We start from the raw sequence: 16,252 nt of genomic DNA on the forward strand, positions 1-16,252 counted from the left end.
GGTCGGACTTGTCCACAGCCCTTTGTGCCGGTTTCGGAGACAAAAGCGTGATCCGGCCTGTGGACTACTGAGCGAGCACTACCGGCCTCCACGACTGGCCAGATCGTTCATCGTCCGGGCCTGCAACTCCCGCTCCGTGGCGGCCCGGACGAACTCCGCCACATGGTCCGGCCCCACCAGGTCCTGCACCGCCCGCACGGTCTCCGCGGGCAGCGCCACCGGGGCAGGCCCGGACGGCTGGGGGGTCCCGACGGCCCCGAGGTGCCGCTGCAGGTGCCGGGTGGCGAAGAGGCGCATCGCCCGCGCCAGTTCCGCGTCCACCGTCTGCTGGGCCAGTGGCCGCAGTCTCCGTACCATCGTCGCCGCCTCGGCCGCGTCGGAGTCCGTCGGGGGGACGGCCCCCAGGTACCGGGCGAAGACGTGCTCCGTGGTGAATTCCAGGAAGCGCGAGGCGATCAGTTCCACCTGCCCGCGCAGTTCCCGCAGATGACCGGTGATCGCGGGCAGCGGGACCCCGGCGGCGTACAGCTCGGCGGCCACGGACAGCTCCTGCGGGGACGGTACGAGGAACTGGTCCGGGCGCCCCGGGATCCGCTCCAGCACGCCCAGCTCGCACGCCTCGCCGACCGCCTCGTCGTCGGGCTTGCCGCCGAACCGCTCGTTCAGCTCGTCCCGGCTTATCCGGGCCGCCTCCTCGTCCGTCCACGGCCCGTGCACCTCGGCCACCAGCCCGAGGACTCCGCCGAGACCGCGGCCCGCGTCCCAGGCCTCCAGCAGTTCCTTGATGGAGGCCAGGGTGTACCCGCGGTCCAGCAGGTCGGCGATCTGGCGCAGCCGCGCCAGATGCGTGTCCCGGTAGACATTGGAACGGCCTCGCCGCTCCGGCTTCGGCAGCAGACCGCGGTCTTGGTACGCCCGGATCGTGCGGACGGTCGCACCGCTGTGGTGCGCCAGATCCTCGATCCGGTACTCGGCTACTGCCTGCTCGGACAATCCCGGCTCCCTACGACATGGCGGCTCGGCCGACCGCGCCCGCGGCGGACCGGGCGGCAGGTGATGCCGCGAGGTACTCGACCGCCCTGCGCAGCGAGCCCTCCTGCGAGGGATGGTACGACCGCCGCAGGTAGCGGGGTATGGCCATGCCGAGCTCTCTCCAAGTGGGCAGCAGCCCCTTGGCCACGGCCCGGTTGTGCTCGCGCAGCGAATAGCGGGTCCGTCCGCGCAACTCGGGGTCGTTGCGCAGGAGGTAGGAGGCCCCCGCGATCCACAGCCAGCCCAGGACCGGTGCGACCACGGCCATGCCCTCGATGCGCCGGGCGTAACGGGGCAGGCCCGATCCGCCGCAGTGCTGGTACATGTCGAAGGCGACGGAGCGGTGCTCCACCTCCTCCGCACCGTGCCAGCGCAGCAGATCGAGCATGACCTCGTCCGCTCCGGCCGCGTCCAGCCCCTCGGCGCCGAGCACCCAGTCGCCGAGGACCGCCGTGAACTGCTCGATCGCGGCGACCAGCGAGAGCCGGAAGCGAAGCCACTCCTGCGCCGTGATCGGGGCACCGAACGGCGGGGTCTCCCCGAGCAGCTTCTCGAAGAGGAAATCCACGTACTTCGTGTACGCCTCCGTGGGGAGCCGCTGTTCGGCGAGGTGGTCCAGGACGTAGGAGTGCTGCACGCTGTGCGTGGCCTCCTGGCCCATGAACCCCTTCACCTCGCTGCGCAGCTTCGGGTCCGTGACCAGGGGCAGGCCCTCCTTGAAGACCTTCACGAACCATCGCTCGCCGGCGGGCAGCAGCAGGTGCAGCACGTTGACGACGTGGGTGGCGGTGGGCTCGCCCGGTATCCAGTGCAGCGGGGTGGTCTTCCAGTCGAAGGCCACCCGGCGCGGTGCGATCGCGTACGGGGCTGCCCTGCCCGCGACCGCCCCGCTCACAGCTTGGGCTCCAGTTTCGCGAACCGGCGCAGGGTCCCCGGCGCGAACCGGGACATCCACAGGGCGCCCTTGGACTCGGGGGTCACCGGGACCACGGCCTGGTTCTTCACGACCGCGAGCAGGATCGCGTCCGCGACCTTCTCGGGCGGGAAGTTGCGCAGCCCGTAGAGCCGGGAGGACTTCTGCTGGCGCCGCTTCTCCTCGGCCTCGTCCACTCCGGCGAACCGGGAGGTGGCGGTGATGTTGGTGTTCACGATGCCGGGACAGATCGCCGACACCCCGATGGACTTCGAGGCCAGCTCGGCCCGCAGGCACTCGCTGAGCATCAGCACCGCCGCCTTGGAGGTGCTGTAGGCGGGCAGCGTCTTGGACGGCAGGTAGGCGGCGGCGGAGGCGGTGTTGACGATGTGCCCGCCCTGGCCGCGCTCGGCCATCTGCTTGCCGAACAGCCGGCAGCCGTGGATGACGCCCCACAGGTTGACGTCGAGGACCTTCTTCCAGTCCTCGGCGGTCGTGTCCAGGAAGGGTCCAGACAGGCCGACCCCGGCGTTGTTGACCAGGACGTCGACGATCCCGTACTCGGAGGCGACCTTCGCGGCGAGCTTCTCCATGGCCTGCTCGTCGCTGACGTCGACGCACTCGCCCCAGGCCTGCGGCGAGCCGACCAGGCGCGCCATGTCGGCGGTGCGCGACGCGCCGTCGGCGTCCCGGTCCACGCACACCACACGGGCGCCGGCCTCGGCGAACGCGAAGGCGGTGGCCCGGCCGATGCCGCTGGCGGCTCCGGTGACCAGGACCAGCTGGCCGCCGAAGCGGTCCGCATACCTGCCCGGAGCCTTCTGCTCCGGTGCCCGTGTGGCGGGCTCCTCCCGGGAGGTGACGAACTCGGTGATCCACGCGGCCAGCTGGTCGGGCCGGGTCCGCGGCACCCAGTGCTTGGCCGGCAGGGTGCGCCGCACCAGGTCCGGGGCCCACAGCTCCAGCTCGTCGTAGAGCCGCTCGGAGAGGAAGGAGTCCCCGGTGGGGGTGATCAGCTGCACCGGTACGTGGGCGTACGCGTCGGCGCGCGGCCGGCGCAGCCTGGCCCGGACGTTGTCCCGGTAGAGCCAGGCGCCGTGCGCGGCGTCGGAAGGCAGCGAGGCCGTCGGATAGTCCCCGGCCGGGACCTTCTCCAGCCGCTCCAGCAGCTTCGGCCACCGCTTGCCGAGCGGCCCGCGCCAGGCGAGTTCCGGCAGCACGGGGGTGTGCAGCATGTACACGTACCAGGACTTGGCGCCCTGGTTCAGCAGCTGGGCCGCCCGGCGCGGGGTGGGCCGGGCCATCCGCTTCTTGATCCAGTGCCCGAAGTGGTCGAGGGAGGGCCCCGACATCGAGGTGAAGGAGGCGATCCGGCCCTCGGTACGGGCGACCGTCGCGAACTCCCAGCCCTGTACGGAGCCCCAGTCGTGGCCGACCAGGTGCACCGGGCGGTCCGGGCTGACCGCGTCCACGACCGCGAGGAAGTCGTCGGTCAGCTTCTCCAGGGTGAACCCGCCGCGCAGCGGCTGCGGGGCGGTGGAGCGACCGTGGCCCCGTACGTCGTAGAGCACGACGTGGAACCGGGCGGCCAGCCGCTCGGCGACCTGGGACCAGACCTCCTTGCTGTCCGGGTACCCGTGCACCAGGACCACGGTCGGCCGGTCCGCGTCGCCGAGTTCGACGACGCACAGCTCGACCCCGCCGGTGCTCACCCAGCGCTCGCGCGCGCCCGCCAGGCCCGCGTCCGTCATTGCGCTCATGCCGTCTTCTCCTCAGCCCAGCGCCGCACGTGCGGCAGATCGTCGTCCAGCCAGTACGCGCTCTCCTCGGGGTCCCGGGAGTCGGTGACGACCAGGATCTCCTCGAACTTCGCGCCGGTGCCCCGGAAACCCAGGTGCGGCTCCACCGCCCACAGGCCGGGCTGGGGCGGGTGGTCGGAGAAGCGGTAGGGGCTCCACAGAGGGGACCAGCCCTCGCGGTGGCCGCGCAGGGCGTCGGAGGCCAGCCCCTTCAGGGCCTGGGTGCCGAACCCGAACGCGGTCGGTGCCCAGCTCCGCTCCTTGACCCGGTCTATCTTGTGCGCGATGACGCCGAAGGGGTAGGCCCGGTGTCGGTTCGTGTACCCCTGGCTGATCATCAGCCGCTCCACCTCCCCGTAGATGTCGCGCAGGGAGCGGCGCTCGCGCACCTGGTCGAGGATCAGCGTGCGGTGCGCCTGCAGATCCGACATGAGCCGGTCCTGCACCGGGTTGAGACCGAGGCTGCCCGAGTACCCGATGTCCGCGGTGTGGCCCTTGTAGACCGGGGCCATGTCGAGGATGAACGGCATCCCCGGCTCCAGGGCCCGGTTCGTCGGGAAGAACTGCAGGGGGATCTTGAAGCCCGTGAAGGCGGTCCGGTCCCCGAACCACGCGAACGGCATGTGGAACCAGTCCCGCACCCCGCGCTCGCGCAGCCACTCGCGCTGCATCCGCGCGGCCTCGCGCTCGGTCACGCCGGGGCGCAGCTGCGCCGCGACGGCCTCGGCGCACTCGTAGGAGAGGCGCTGCACCTCCCTGAACCCGCGCAGCTCGGCGGAGAGTTCCGTGGTGCGTCGCTTCGTGCGTTGCCTGGTGTCCCCAGCCATGCCAGCCGTCCGTCCATGTAGCCGTACGCGCCCGTAACTTGACACTGATGAATGTGACAATGACCGGAGATCACGTCAAGGCCCGTGCACGGACCTGTGGACAAACTTGTCCGGTACGCATCAGCCCTACGTCAGCCTTATGTCGGGGTCCGTAGTCCTGAAGGCGGAGAAAGGATCGAGCTCCAGGTCTGACGATCCGGGCTCCGTACGCCACTAACGTCGTTCACGTGACTGTCATCGCGACCGAAAGCCTGAGCAAGCGGTACCCCCGAGTGACCGCCCTCGACCGGCTCTCCTTGGACATCGGACCCGGAGTTACCGGGCTCGTGGGCGCCAACGGAGCCGGCAAGTCCACGCTGATCAAGATTCTGCTGGGACTCTCCCCCGCCACCGAGGGCACCGCCGCCGTGCTCGGACTCGACGTAGCCACCCATGGCAGCGCGATCCGCGAGCGCGTCGGCTACATGCCCGAACACGACTGCCTGCCCCCCGACGTCTCGGCCACCGAGTTCGTCGTGCACATGGCGCGCATGTCCGGGCTCCCGCCGACCGCCGCCCGTGAGCGCACCGCGGACACCCTGCGCCACGTGGGGCTGTACGAGGAGCGCTACCGCCCCATCGGCGGCTACTCCACGGGCATGAAGCAGCGCGTCAAGCTGGCCCAGGCGCTGGTCCACGACCCGCAACTGGTGCTCCTCGACGAGCCCACCAACGGCCTCGACCCGGTCGGCCGCGACGAGATGCTGGGGCTGATCCGCCGGGTCTACACCGACTTCGGCATCTCGGTCCTGGTCACCTCCCACCTGCTCGGCGAGCTGGAGCGGACCTGCGACCACGTCGTGGTCGTCGACGGCGGCAAGCTGCTGCGCTCCAGCTCCACCAGCGACTTCACCCAGACCACCACGACCCTGGCGGTCGAGGTCACCGACTCCGACGCCCACCCGGACGGCACCGCCGCCCTGCGCAAGGCGCTCACCGAGGCGGGCGTGACGCTGCACGCGGGCGAGGAGGAGGGCCTGCCCGGAGCCGGCCACATCCTCCTCGTCGAGGCCACCGGCGAGGCCACGTACGACACCGTCCGCGACACGGTCGCCGACCTCGGCATCGGCCTGGTCCGCATGGAACAGCGCCGCCACCACATCGCGGAGGTCTTCCGCGACAGCGACGCGGCCACCGCCCGGGCCGTGGCCCAGTCCGCGGCCCAGTCCGCCGCGTGGGCGGCCAACATGGCCCAGGCCCAGTCCACCACCCAGCAGAAGGGAGCCGGTTCCGATGGCGCCTGACACCTCGACCCAGATCCACAACATCGGCTACCGGTCCTACGACGGTCCCCGGCTCGGCCGCGCCTACGCACGCAAGTCGCTGTTCGCACAGTCCCTGCGCGGCGCCTACGGACTCGGCCGCTCGGCCAAGTCCAAGGTGCTGCCGATGCTGCTCTTCGCGGTGATGTGCGTCCCCGCGCTGATCCTCGTCGCGGTCGCCATCACCGTGCCCGGCTCCACGGCCCTGCCGATCAAGTACACGACGTACGCCATGACCACCCAGGTGATCGTCTACCTCTACCTGGCTTCCCAGGCACCGCAGTCCGTTTCGCGGGACCTGCGCTTCAAGACGGTGCCGCTGTACTTCTCGCGGCCGATCGAACGCGTCGACTACGTCGTGGCCAAGTTCGCCGCCATGGCCTCGGCCCTGTTCATCCTCACGGCGACCCCGCTGCTGATCATGTGGATCGGCTCGCTCCTGGCGAAGTTCGACTTCGCCGACCAGACCAAGGGATTCGGGCAGGCACTGGTGTCGGTACTGCTGCTGTCGCTGCTCTTCTCCGGCCTCGGCCTGGTCATGGCCGCGCTCACCCCGCGCCGCGGCTTCGGCGTCGCCGCCATCATCGCCGTGCTCCTGATCCCCTACGGCGCCGTCTCCGCCGTCCAGGCCATTGCCTACGAGACGGGCTCGACCGGTGGCATCGAGTGGCTGGGCCTGTTCTCCCCGATGAGCCTCATCGACGGCCTGCAGACCGCCTTCCTCGGCGCGGACTCCGGCTTCCCCGGCAGCGAGGGCCCCTCGGGCGCCGCCGGCTTCGTCTACCTGCTCGTCATCCTCGGCCTCATCGCCGGCTCCTACGCCGCCCTGATGGCCCGCTACCGGAAGGCCGGGCTGTGAGCATCATCGACATCGACCACACCTCCCGCTGGTTCGGGAACGTCGTCGCCGTCAACGACGTGACCATGCGCATCGGTCCCGGAGTCACCGGCCTGCTCGGCCCCAACGGTGCCGGCAAGTCCACGCTCATCAACATGATGGGCGGCTTCCTCGCCCCCTCGACGGGCACCGTCACCCTCGACGGCACCGCGATCTGGCAGAACGAGCAGGTCTACAAGCAGATCGGCGTGGTGCCCGAGCGCGAGGCCATGTACGACTTCCTCACGGGCAAGGAGTTCGTCGTCGCCAACGCCGAACTGCACGGCCTCGACGAGGCGGCCGCCCAGCGGGCCCTGGCCACGGTCGAGATGGAGTACGCGCAGGACCGCAAGATCTCCACGTACTCCAAGGGCATGCGCCAGCGCGTGAAGATGGCCTCCGCCCTGGTCCACGACCCGTCGGTGCTCCTGCTCGACGAGCCGTTCAACGGCATGGACCCGCGCCAGCGCATGCAGCTCATGGAGCTGCTGCGGCGGATGGGCGATGACGGCCGGACCGTGCTCTTCTCCTCACACATCCTGGAGGAGGTCGAACAGCTCGCCTCCCACATCGAGGTGGTGGTCGCCGGCCGGCACGCGGCCTCCGGCGACTTCCGCAAGATCCGCCGCCTGATGACGGACCGCCCGCACCGCTACCTCGTCCGCTCCTCCGACGACCGGGCCCTCGCCGCGGCCCTGATCGCCGACCCGTCCACCGCCGGGATCGAGGTCGACCTCAAGGAAGGCGCCCTTCGCATCCAGGCCGTCGACTTCGGGCGCTTCACCGAGCTGCTGCCGCGGGTCGCCCGCGAGCACGGCATCCGGCTGCTGACGGTCTCGCCTTCCGACGAGTCCCTCGAGTCGGTCTTCTCCTACCTCGTCGCGGCCTGAAGGAGCTGGCACCCATGTACAACCCCACCGTTGCCCGGCTCACCTACCGGGCCCTGCTCGGCCGCCGTCGCGCACTGATCCTGTGCGCGCTGCCCGTCCTGCTGATCGCGATCTCCATCGCGGTCCGCGCCTTCGCGGGCCTCGACGACAAGGTCGCCGCCGACCTCCTCGGCGGCTTCGCCCTGGCCACGATGGTCCCGCTGATCGGCGTCATCGCCGGCACCGGTGCCATCGGCCCGGAGATCGACGACGGCTCGATCGTCTACCTGCTCTCGAAGCCGGTGAAGCGTCCGACGATCATCATGACGAAGCTGACCGTCGCGATCGCCGTCACCATGGTCTTCTCCGCGATCCCCACCCTGATCGCCGGCTTCATCCTCAACGGCAACGGCCAGCAGATCGCCGTCGCCTACACCGTCGCCGCCCTCGTCGCCTCGGTGGCCTACAGCGCGCTGTTCCTGCTGCTGGGCACCGTCAGCCGGCACGCGGTCGTCTTCGGCCTGGTCTACGCCCTGATCTGGGAGTCGCTCTTCGGCAGCCTCGTCGACGGCGCCAAGACCCTCAGCGTCCAGCAGTGGTCGCTGGCCCTCGCGCAGAAGGTCGCGGGCGAGGGGTACGTGGACGCCACCGTCGGGCTGCCCACCGCGGCGATCCTGCTCGTCGCGGTCACCGTGGGAGCCACCTTCTACGCCGGACAGAGGCTCCGGCGCCTGACTCTGGCGGGCGAGGAGTAGGACCTCCGCACCGGCATCCGCACCGGTGTCCGCACGGGCGCCCATACCGGATGTTTCACGTGAAACAGTGCCCCGCCCGGCCCACCGGCCAGGCGGGGCACAGCTTTGCGCGAGATCATCGGGGCATGATCGAGTACACCGAGCCCGAGGCGTCCAGGCCAGTACGGTCCTGGATACGCTCCGCGCCCGGCACCCACATCTGGCTGCTGATCATCGTGGCCACCAGCATCGTGGTCGTGATCGTGCCCGACCATCTCGAGCACGTCCTGCTCCACCGCAACAGCAGCAATATCCACGAGCTCGCCCGGCACCCCCTACGGGCACTGCTCAGCAGCGCGTTCTGGATCGAGGACCCGGCCTCGCTCCCGCTCTACTTCGTCCTCTTCGAGATCTTCCAGGCCAATGTCGAGCGCTGGCTCGGCACCCTGCGCTGGCTCTTCATCATCGCGACCGGACACATCACGGCCACGCTGATCAGCCAGAAACTGGTCCTGATGGCCATCCAGGACCACCGCGCCCCGCGCAGCATGGTCCACGTCGTCGACATCGGCGTCAGCTACGGACTCGCGACCGCCGTCGGGGTGCTGACGTACCGCCTGCCCGGTCCCTGGCGCTGGCTCTACCTCGCCGGCTCCGTGGCCTTCTTCGGGCTCCCGCTCGTATCCGGCGGCACCTTCACCGACTTCGGCCACGCCATCGCACTGGCCGTCGGCCTCCTCGCCTGGCCGCTGACCCGGCACCCGAACCCGGGCCGGATCCACGGCTGACGCAGGGAAATTCACTGGTACGAGGCGTGCGACGGGGGCAGAGTGAGCCGTGCGGGGAGCAACAAGAAGGTCCGGAACAGCCACTTCGAGCGCGCCTCGCGGCGCGGGCCGTTCCGGACCTTCCCCACGTCCTCCGCTCGGTTACGCGGCGCCCAGCAGACGCTCGAGGACCACGGCGATGCCGTCCTCCTCGTTGGAGGTGGTGACCTCGTCCGCCACCGCCTTGAGCTCCGGGTGCGCGTTGGCCATGGCCACTCCGTGCGCGGCCCAGCCGAACATCGGGATGTCGTTGGGCATGTCGCCGAAGGCGATCGTGTCGGCCGCCTTCACTCCCAGCCGGCGCGCGGCCAGCGAGAGGCCGGTGGCCTTGCTCAGCCCGAGCGGCAGGATCTCCACGACACCCGGACCGGCCATGACGATGCCGACCAGGCTGCCCACGGTCTCGCGGGCCACCTGGACGAGGGCGTCCTCGTCCAGCTCGGGGTGCTGGATGTACAGCTTGTTCAGGGGAGCGGACCAGACTTCGGAGGTGTCCTCCAGATAGAGCGCGGGAAGGCCCTCCTGGACCTGGTAGCCGGGGCCGAAGAGCACTTCGCCCTCGACTCCGTCCCGGCTGGCGGCGATCGCCAGCGGACCCACCTCGGCCTCGATCTTCTCCAGCGCCAGCGCGGCCAGCTTCCGGTCGAGCGTCACCGAGGTCAGCAGCCGGTGCGCGCCCGCGTCGTAGACCTGCGCGCCCTGTCCACAGACCGCGATGCCCTTGTAGCCGAGGTCGTCGAGGACGTGCCGGGTCCACGGCACGGCGCGGCCGGTGACGATGATGTGTGCTGCGCCCGCCGCGGTGGCCGCGAGGAGTGCCTCACGGGTGCGCTCGGAGACGGTGTCGTCGCCGCGCAGCAGCGTCCCGTCGAGGTCGGTCGCGACGAGCTTGTACGGGAACGGGGCCGTGCTCACTTGGTGATCGGCTCCAGGATTTCCCGACCGCCCAGGTAGGGCCGGAGCACCGGGGGAACCCGGACCGTGCCGTCGGCCTGCTGGTGGTTCTCCAGGATCGCGACGATCGTGCGCGGGACCGCGCACAGCGTTCCGTTCAGGGTGGACAGCGGAGCGGTCTTCTTGCCGTCGCGGTAGCGGATCGACAGGCGGCGGGCCTGGAAGCCGTCACAGTTCGAGGCGGAGGTCAGCTCGCGGTACTTGCCCTGGGTGGGGATCCACGCCTCGCAGTCGAACTTGCGGGAGGCGGAGGCGCCCAGGTCGCCGGTGGCGACGTCGATCACCTGGAAGGGGAGCTCCAGGCTGGTCAGCCACTGCTTCTCCCAGTCCAGGAGCCGCTGGTGCTCGGCCTCGGCCTCCTCCGGCGCGACGTACGAGAACATCTCGACCTTGTCGAACTGGTGGACGCGGAAGATGCCGCGGGTGTCCTTGCCGTACGTGCCGGCCTCGCGGCGGAAGCACGGGGAGAAGCCGGCGTAGCGCAGCGGCAGCTTGTCCGCGTCGATGATCTCGTCCATGTGGTACGCGGCGAGCGGGACCTCGGAGGTGCCGACCAGGTAGAGGTCGTCGTTCTCCAGGTGGTAGACGTTCTCCGCGGCCTGACCGAGGAAGCCGGTGCCCTCCATGGCGCGCGGGCGGACCAGCGCCGGCGTCAGCATCGGGGTGAAGCCGGCCTCCGTGGCCTGGGCGATGGCCGCGTTGACGAGGGCGAGCTCCAGCAGGGCGCCGATGCCGGTGAGGTAGTAGAAGCGCGAGCCGGACACCTTGGCGCCGCGCTCGACGTCGATGGCGCCCAGGGACTCGCCGAGCTCCAGGTGGTCCTTGGGCTCGAAGCCCTCGGCGCCGAAGTCGCGGATGGTGCCGTGCGTCTCGAGGACGACGAAGTCCTCCTCGCCGCCGACGGGCACGTCCGTGTGGACGACGTTGCCGAGCCGCAGGAGCAGCTGCTTGGCGGCTTCGTCCGCCTCGTTCTGCTCGGCCTCTGCGGCCTTGACGTCCTGCTTGAGCTGATCGGCCTTCTTCAGCAGCTCGGCCCGCTCCTCCGGAGAGGCCTTGGGGATGAGCTTGCCGAGCGTCTTCTGCTCGTTGCGGAGTTCGTCGAATCGCATGCCAGAGGACCTGCGGCGCTCGTCTGCGGAGAGCAGTGCGTCGACGAGGGCGACGTCCTCTCCACGGGCGCGCTGCGAGGCGCGGACACGGTCAGGGTCTTCACGGAGCAGCCGGAGGTCAATCACCCCTCCAGGCTACCGGGCCGGGCTTCCGGGGGTCGCACCGATATCACGCTGCGTGTCGCTTTGTCCTAATTGCCGCGAATGGAAAACTTCCGCCGGGAGACCGGAAGCCCCCCTTCCGAGGAAGCTGATAAACCGGCCCCATTCCCCGAAAAGGGGCACGGCGGCAGGGATCGGGCAGCCCCTGAGCAGGAGGGAAGGGGCTTCCTTGTCCACAGGAATTCCCCAGGCGACCGGCTTATCCACAGGCTGTGCGCCAGATCTGTGGACACAGGAATAGATCAATCCCGGCTGTGGAGTGAGCGGGCCCAATCAGGGTTCAAACCACCCTCACACACTCATTCGGGTGGGAATGACTCGTCCCAAAGAGTTGATCGGTGATACGGGGGTGACGCCGTTCACCTCCCGCTCGTCAGCGCGAAACCTGCGGCACCCGACCGATTTGTCGACCTTGTCGTGTTGCTCTGTCGACTTGTCCCCAGGTCTGCACGGATCCCTGTGGATAACTCTGTGGACAGTGGACAGAGCGTTAGGGGCGCCCGTCGAGGCAACGCGTCAGCCAGTCCGAGGCCGCCGTGAAGTCACCGTCGGAGGTGCCGGGCCGGGCGGCCAGGACGTCACCCTGAGCGACACCGGCGCGCGGATAGGAGCCGAGGAACCGGATCTGCGGGCAGGTGCGCTTGAGGCCCATGAGCGCCTCGCCGACCCGGCGGTCGGAGATGTGCCCCTCGGCGTCGACGGCGAAGCAGTAGTTGCCGATCCCCGCACCCGTGGGCCGGGACTGGATCAGCATCAGGTTCACCCCGCGGACGGCGAACTCCTGGAGCAGCTCCAGCAGCGCGCCCGGGCGGTCGTCGCCCATCCACAGCACGACGGAGGTCTTGTCGGCACCGGTCGGCGCGGCCGGCCGGGCGGGACGCCCGACGAGCACGAAGCGGGTCTCCGCGTTCTGCGCGTCGTGGATCTCTGTGACCAGCGGGACCAGCCCGTAGGTGGCGGCCGCGAACTCGCCCGCGAAGGCGGCGTCGAAGCGGCCCTCCTGGACCAGCCGGGCACCGTCGGCATTGGACGCCGCCGACTCCCACAGGGCGTCGGGAAGGTTCGCCCGCAGCCAGTTGCGCACCTGGGGCTGGGCGACCGGGTGCCCGGTGACGGTCTTGACGTCCGACAGCTGGGTCCCGGGCCGCACCAGCAGCGCGAACGCGATGGGGAGCAGCACCTCGCGGTAGATCATCAGCGGTACGCCGGCAGCCAGCTCGTCCAGGGTCGAGGTGACCCCGCCCTCCACCGAGTTCTCGATCGGGACTAGGGCCGCCGCGGCCTCGCCGTTGCGCACGGCGTCCAGGGCGGCCGGGACCGAGACCATCGGGACGAGCTCCCGGGTCGCGGCTTCGGGGAGGGTGCGAAGGGCGGCTTCGGTGAAGGTGCCTTCGGGACCGAGATAGGTGAAGCGGGTGGCCGACATGTGATCAGCCTAATGCCGGGGCCCGGACGTCACCCGGGCTGTTCACCCTTCGAGCAGCCGCTGGCCCACGTACTCCCCGGCGCGCGCGCCGGGCGGCACCGCGTACAGGCCGCTCGACTCGTGCCGGATGAATGCCGACAGGGCGTCGCCCCGGTCGAGCTTGCGCTGGACGGGGACGAAACCGCGGGACGGGTCGGCCTGCCAGCAGATGAAGAGCAGCCCCGCGTCGGGGGTTCCGTCGGCGGCGATCCCGTCGTGGAAGGAGAAGGGACGCCGCAGCATGGCCGCCCCGCCGTTCTGCGCGGGTGCGGAGATACGGGCGTGCGCGTTGGAGGGGATGACCGGCTTTCCGTCGGCACCGATCTTGTCGAGGGCCATCGCGGTGGTCTCGCCGCCTCCGGTCAGCGGGGCGCCGGTGGCCTTCGTACGGCCGATGACCTGCTCCTGCTGGGCGAGTGACTGCTGGTCCCAGGAGTCGAGGAGCATCCGGATGCGGCGTACGACGGCGTACGAGCCCCCGACCATCCAGGCGTGCTCCGGGGGCACCGCGCCCTGGACGAAGATCCGCCGGTCGAAGTCGGCTTCGGTGGGCTTCGGATTGTTGGTCCCGTCGACCTGGCCCATGAGGTTGCGGGCCGTCATGGGGGAGGCCGTGGCTCCGGGCGAGCGGTTGAAGCCGTCCATCTGCCAGCGGGGCCGGGCCGCCTCTCCGGCGTCCTTCTGCAGGGCGCGCAGCGCGTGGAAGGCGACCAGCGCATCGTCGGAACCGATCTGCACCCACAGATCGCCGCCGCTGCGCCTGGCATCGAGCCGGTCGGCGGAGAAGTCCGGCAGCGGGTCGAGGGCGGCGGGGCGGCGCGCGGTGAGGCCGGTGCGCTCGAAGAAGGAGTGGCCGAAGCCGAAGGTCACCGTGAGGGAGGAGGGGCCGGAGCCGAGGGCGATGCCGGTATCGGCGACCGGTGCGGTCTCGCCGGCCGTCAGCCGCCGCGCGGTATCGGACCAGCGCCGCATCAGGGCGGCGGCCTCGGTCCGCCCGGCGCCGGGCGACAGGTCGAAGGCGAGGACGTGCCCCTTGGCCTGGAGGGGCGTGGTGATCCCGGCCTGGTGATCCCCGTGGAAGGCGACCCGGGTGGCACCGAGGCTGCCGGGAGCGCCGCCGGAGCCCGCCGCCCCGGACCCGGACACCTCGGACTGTACGAGGGCCCCGCCCGCGGCGCCGAGCGCGAGCCCGGCGGCGCCCGCGGCGCCGACCGTGCCCAGCAGGCGTCGCCGGGAGATCTCGAGACCGGGAAGTTCCGTGCTGCTCGCGGAGCTCTTGGTGCTCGCGGTGGGTGCGCTGTTCTGGGTCACGCTGGTCAGCCGATCTTCACGTTCTTCTGGACGGTCGTCTGGTCGATGTCGGAGGTGCGGATGGTCACGTCGATCCGCCAGTCCCCGGCCAGCGGAAGCTGGACGCCCGATGCGGTCCAGTGCCCGGGAGCGGCGCGCTCGGGGAGGACCGGAAGCGGGCCGATCTCCTTGGCCTCCAAGGTGAACGACACCTTGAGCTCGGGCAGGTCGAGCGGCTTGCCGTCGGGGGTCTCGGCCCATACGTGGAGCGTGTTCGCACCGACGCGGCCCGGGTCCAGCTGGAGCCGGACCGATCCCTTGCCGTTCTGACCGCCGGTGTCGAAGGGCAGCGTGACCTTGACCGCGCGGTCGGGAACGGCGGTGGCGGTGGACCCGCGACCCGCCTCCAGCTCAGCGGCACGGCCTGGCTCGGTGCTGGTGAGGATGGTGGTGACGGCCAGCAGCACCACGGCGACGCCCGCCTCGGCGAGGACGGACCGGCGCAGGCCGGCACGGTCGGGGTCGGCGTCGCGCGCCTGCTTCTCCCGCGCGGTCCGCCGGGCGGCACTCTGGCGGGCGAGCTGTGCGGCCCGCCGGGGGTCGGAGGTGCCGGTGTCGGTGTCGGTGGTCCCTGTGTCGGCGGCGTCGGCGTCGGCGTCGGCATCGGCATCGGCGTGGGCGGTGGCGGCCGGGGCGACGGTCACGGGCGATGTTTCACGTGAAACATCGAGGGTGCGCTCCTCCGCGAGCCGCGAGGTCCACTTCCGGGAGGTGTAGGCGATGGCGACGACGACGGCGACGAGGCCGATCTTGATGAGCAGCAGTCGCCCGTAATCGGTTCCGGTCAGTGCGGACCAACTGCCTACCTGGCGCCAGGCCTGGTAGGTGCCGGTGCCGGCCAGGACGAGAACACTGGTGAAGGCGACGGTGGAGAACCGCCGGATCGCCGTGCGCTCGATCCCGGGGACCTTGTGGAGGGCGACGAGCAGCGCGGTGAGTCCGCCGAGCCACGCGGCGACGGCCAGCAGGTGCAGGATGTCGACGGGCATGGCGAGGGCGGGCTGGATACCGGTGGAGGCGTGCTCGGACAGCGCCCAGGTGGCGGCGATGCCGCCGGCGACGACGGTCCCGCCGATGCCGAGCCCGAAGACGAGGTCGCTCTCCCCCTTGGCATCCTCTTCGGAAACGCCGGACACGCCGGAGGAGTCGGAGGAGTCGGAGCTGTCAGAGCGGTCCAAGCCGTCAGAGCCGTTCGACGCGTGCCGCCGGGCATAGGAGCCGAACAGGACGGTGATGAAGAGTGCGGCGGCGCCGAGCAGGAGCAGCCGCGAGACGAGCGAGGCCCCGGACTTGGTCTCCAGGACGGCCTTGAGCCCGGCCAGGTCGAAAGCATCGGAGAAGTTCCCCGACCCGGTGTACGGGTTGCGGAGCAGCAGCATCACCAGGGTGGCCACGGTGAGCGCGACCCAGGCCCGTACGACCAGCTTCTGCATCGGCCGCTGTGCGGCGCCCCGGCGCCAGCACAGGAGGATGAAGGCGGCGGCGCCGACGAGTACGGCGAACCCGGCGTAGGCCACGTAGCGCGCGATGCCGTAGGCGACGGCGACGGGCCCGTCGCCCGCCGTCCGCGAGGGCAGGGAGACGGCGGTCTCGGAGGGGGCTCCGATGGAGAAGGTGAAGGCGCCGGAGACCGGGTGGCTGTCCGCGGATATGGCCTGCCAGGCGACGGTGTAGGTGCCGTCGGGCAGGCCCGGGCGCAGGGCGGTGCCGTAGCGGATGATGTTCCCGCTGCAGAGGTCGCGCAGTTCGCCGGTGTCGACGCGCTTGCCCTGCGGATCCAGGACGCGGATGGAGTCGCCGTTCATCGCGACCCCTTCCGAGAAGGAAAGGGTGATCTGGGCGGGCGCCGTGGCGACCACCGCCCCGTCCGTGGGGTCGCTCGCGGTCAGCGCGGCGTGTGCCGAGGCCGGCGTGGCAGCGGCGAAGAAGGCTGCCAGCAGAGCGGCGAGGACCAGCGTGAGCCGCGGCAGGAGTGCCGTGGCACGGACGCGGGCCGTGGATGGGGTCGGGGCGGTGGCCGTCATGGCGTGTCA

Annotated in this window: 14 protein-coding genes; 5 read left to right on the plus strand and 9 right to left on the minus strand. The window is 70.7% G+C overall.

Features of this window, described 5'->3' with window-relative positions; genetic code table 11:
* Positions 1 to 78 precede the first annotated feature (78 nt).
* From ACFYM0_RS16445 to ACFYM0_RS16460, 4 genes are read right to left on the minus strand one after another with little or no spacing between them, the layout of a single operon-like run.
* A complete protein-coding gene (locus tag ACFYM0_RS16445) occupies positions 79 to 993 on the minus strand; it encodes a MerR family transcriptional regulator (protein WP_388501568.1) in 915 nt (304 codons plus the stop codon).
* A gap of 10 nt (positions 994 to 1,003) precedes the next feature.
* Positions 1,004 to 1,927 carry a metal-dependent hydrolase gene (locus tag ACFYM0_RS16450; protein ID WP_327253741.1) on the minus strand — a complete coding sequence of 308 codons (924 nt, stop codon included), beginning with the start codon at positions 1,925 to 1,927 and terminating at the stop codon, positions 1,004 to 1,006.
* A complete protein-coding gene (locus ACFYM0_RS16455; RefSeq protein ID WP_388501752.1) occupies positions 1,924 to 3,696 on the minus strand; it encodes an SDR family oxidoreductase in 1,773 nt (590 codons plus the stop codon). The genes ACFYM0_RS16450 and ACFYM0_RS16455 overlap by 4 nt, the downstream gene beginning before the upstream one ends.
* 5 nt (positions 3,697 to 3,701) lie before the next feature.
* Complete coding sequence (locus ACFYM0_RS16460) at positions 3,702 to 4,571, minus strand: M24 family metallopeptidase (protein ID WP_388501571.1); 870 nt, start codon at positions 4,569 to 4,571, stop codon at positions 3,702 to 3,704.
* 227 nt (positions 4,572 to 4,798) lie between these two features.
* Between ACFYM0_RS16460 and ACFYM0_RS16465 the strand changes: the two genes are divergently transcribed.
* The 5 genes from ACFYM0_RS16465 to ACFYM0_RS16485 all read left to right on the plus strand — a co-directional run bounded on the left by ACFYM0_RS16465 (position 4,799) and on the right by ACFYM0_RS16485 (position 9,140).
* Positions 4,799 to 5,854: an ABC transporter ATP-binding protein gene (locus ACFYM0_RS16465; RefSeq protein WP_388501574.1), complete on the plus strand. Its 1,056-nt coding sequence runs from the start codon at positions 4,799 to 4,801 to the stop codon at positions 5,852 to 5,854.
* On the plus strand, positions 5,844 to 6,731 hold the full coding sequence (locus ACFYM0_RS16470) for an ABC transporter permease (protein WP_388501576.1): 888 nt from the start codon (positions 5,844 to 5,846) through the stop codon (positions 6,729 to 6,731). Before ACFYM0_RS16465 ends, ACFYM0_RS16470 begins: the two co-directional genes overlap by 11 nt.
* Positions 6,728 to 7,639, plus strand: coding sequence for an ABC transporter ATP-binding protein (locus tag ACFYM0_RS16475; protein WP_388501578.1), 912 nt, complete (start codon positions 6,728 to 6,730; stop codon positions 7,637 to 7,639). Before ACFYM0_RS16470 ends, ACFYM0_RS16475 begins: the two co-directional genes overlap by 4 nt.
* A 14-nt stretch (positions 7,640 to 7,653) precedes the next feature.
* Positions 7,654 to 8,373 (plus strand): ABC transporter permease, encoded by a 720-nt coding sequence (locus ACFYM0_RS16480; protein ID WP_388501580.1) that lies wholly within the window; start codon positions 7,654 to 7,656, stop codon positions 8,371 to 8,373.
* Between the two features lie 125 nt (positions 8,374 to 8,498).
* Positions 8,499 to 9,140 carry a rhomboid-like protein gene (locus ACFYM0_RS16485; RefSeq protein WP_388501582.1) on the plus strand — a complete coding sequence of 214 codons (642 nt, stop codon included), beginning with the start codon at positions 8,499 to 8,501 and terminating at the stop codon, positions 9,138 to 9,140.
* A 141-nt stretch (positions 9,141 to 9,281) separates the two neighbouring features.
* On the opposite strand, the gene ACFYM0_RS16490 is transcribed toward ACFYM0_RS16485, so the two are convergent.
* From ACFYM0_RS16490 to ACFYM0_RS16510, 5 genes are all read right to left on the minus strand, one after another.
* Positions 9,282 to 10,094 (minus strand): HAD family hydrolase, encoded by an 813-nt coding sequence (locus ACFYM0_RS16490; protein WP_327253734.1) that lies wholly within the window; start codon positions 10,092 to 10,094, stop codon positions 9,282 to 9,284.
* A complete protein-coding gene (serS, locus tag ACFYM0_RS16495; RefSeq protein WP_388501585.1) occupies positions 10,091 to 11,368 on the minus strand; it encodes a serine--tRNA ligase in 1,278 nt (425 codons plus the stop codon). The genes ACFYM0_RS16490 and serS overlap by 4 nt, the downstream gene beginning before the upstream one ends.
* A 526-nt stretch (positions 11,369 to 11,894) precedes the next feature.
* Positions 11,895 to 12,830, minus strand: a complete 936-nt coding sequence (pheA, locus tag ACFYM0_RS16500; protein WP_388501588.1) for a prephenate dehydratase — start codon at positions 12,828 to 12,830, stop codon at positions 11,895 to 11,897.
* A 42-nt stretch (positions 12,831 to 12,872) separates the two neighbouring features.
* Positions 12,873 to 14,180: an iron uptake transporter deferrochelatase/peroxidase subunit gene (efeB, locus tag ACFYM0_RS16505; protein WP_388501590.1), complete on the minus strand. Its 1,308-nt coding sequence runs from the start codon at positions 14,178 to 14,180 to the stop codon at positions 12,873 to 12,875.
* Positions 14,181 to 14,185: 5 nt separating this feature from the next.
* Positions 14,186 to 16,243, minus strand: a complete 2,058-nt coding sequence (locus ACFYM0_RS16510) for a copper resistance CopC/CopD family protein (protein WP_388501593.1) — start codon at positions 16,241 to 16,243, stop codon at positions 14,186 to 14,188.
* Positions 16,244 to 16,252: the final 9 nt, after the last annotated feature.

The sequence above is a fragment of the Streptomyces sp. NPDC006487 genome (assembly GCF_042870555.1).
Taxonomy (GTDB): domain Bacteria; phylum Actinomycetota; class Actinomycetes; order Streptomycetales; family Streptomycetaceae; genus Streptomyces.

Excerpts from the sequence above, each read along its gene's own strand:
- ACFYM0_RS16510 (WP_388501593.1), bottom strand. The coding sequence starts at position 16,243 with ATGACGGCCACCGCCCCGACCCCATCCACGGCCCGCGTCCGTGCCACG.
- ACFYM0_RS16485 (WP_388501582.1), top strand. The coding sequence starts at position 8,499 with ATGATCGAGTACACCGAGCCCGAGGCGTCCAGGCCAGTACGGTCCTGG.
- ACFYM0_RS16480 (WP_388501580.1), top strand. The coding sequence starts at position 7,654 with ATGTACAACCCCACCGTTGCCCGGCTCACCTACCGGGCCCTGCTCGGC.
- pheA (WP_388501588.1), bottom strand. The coding sequence starts at position 12,830 with ATGTCGGCCACCCGCTTCACCTATCTCGGTCCCGAAGGCACCTTCACC.
- ACFYM0_RS16455 (WP_388501752.1), bottom strand. The coding sequence starts at position 3,696 with ATGACGGACGCGGGCCTGGCGGGCGCGCGCGAGCGCTGGGTGAGCACC.
- ACFYM0_RS16460 (WP_388501571.1), bottom strand. The coding sequence starts at position 4,571 with ATGGCTGGGGACACCAGGCAACGCACGAAGCGACGCACCACGGAACTC.
- ACFYM0_RS16470 (WP_388501576.1), top strand. The coding sequence starts at position 5,844 with ATGGCGCCTGACACCTCGACCCAGATCCACAACATCGGCTACCGGTCC.